Origin of the sequence: Oceanobacillus saliphilus (assembly GCF_023522835.1) — a bacterium.
GTDB lineage: Bacteria > Bacillota > Bacilli > Bacillales > Amphibacillaceae > Oceanobacillus > Oceanobacillus saliphilus.
On record NZ_JALCZU010000174.1, the window covers coordinates 1 to 265 of the forward strand.

The window sequence follows — 265 nt, forward strand, 5'->3', positions numbered from 1 at the left end:
GTAACTTGAGTCTGGATCACTATTTTATCTCCGGGTTGATAGGTATTTCAGGCAACACGCCTGGTACGTTGGGAAACAGCATGAACATCCGGGTTTTCTGCAAGGGAGACGAATTCCCGGCCATTGAAGGCGTCAATGCGTCCGCTGCCGATGTCATATACCCAGCCATGCAGCGTGACGCGGCCCTCTTCAAGCGCGAGGCGAACAGAGGGGTGCGTCTGAATATTGGCAAGCTGCGCAATCACATTTTCACGCACCATCGCCG

General features: G+C 54.0%; 1 protein-coding gene. It reads right to left on the minus strand.

Going from position 1 to position 265, the window contains the following annotated elements:
* Window positions 1-47 precede the first annotated feature (47 nt).
* Window positions 48-265: carbonic anhydrase (locus MN204_RS20835; RefSeq protein ID WP_306798834.1), on the minus strand; the 218-nt coding region annotated here is incomplete at its 5' end.